Annotated in this window: 1 pseudogene; it reads right to left on the bottom strand. The window is 71.0% G+C overall.

Going from position 1 to position 252, the window contains the following annotated elements:
- Positions 1 to 252: pseudogene (locus SB773_RS33365) on the bottom strand (hypothetical protein); the annotation flags it as partial.

Here is a 252-nt window from a genome sequence, read left to right as displayed (position 1 = left end):
GGCGTGCACCTCCACCAGGACGCGCAGGCCCTCCTCGCGGGCGAGCGCGACGATCTCGCGGACGAAGTCCAGCGTCTGGAGCGTCATGAAGCTGTCGGAGCCGGGCGTCTTGACGGCGTAGCCGACCGCGTCGAGCCGGACCGTCGTCACGCCGCCCTCGCGAAGCGCGGCGAGGATCCGCCGCAGGTACGCTCTGGCGCGATCGTTCGCCACGTCGAGGTCGACCTGGCTGGGCATGAACGTCGTCCAGAC

It is taken from the genome of Bacillus sp. SIMBA_074 (genome assembly GCF_046534555.1).
GTDB lineage: Bacteria > Bacillota > Bacilli > Bacillales > Bacillaceae_G > Bacillus_A > Bacillus_A mycoides.
This window is presented reverse-complemented; position numbering and strand designations above follow the sequence as displayed.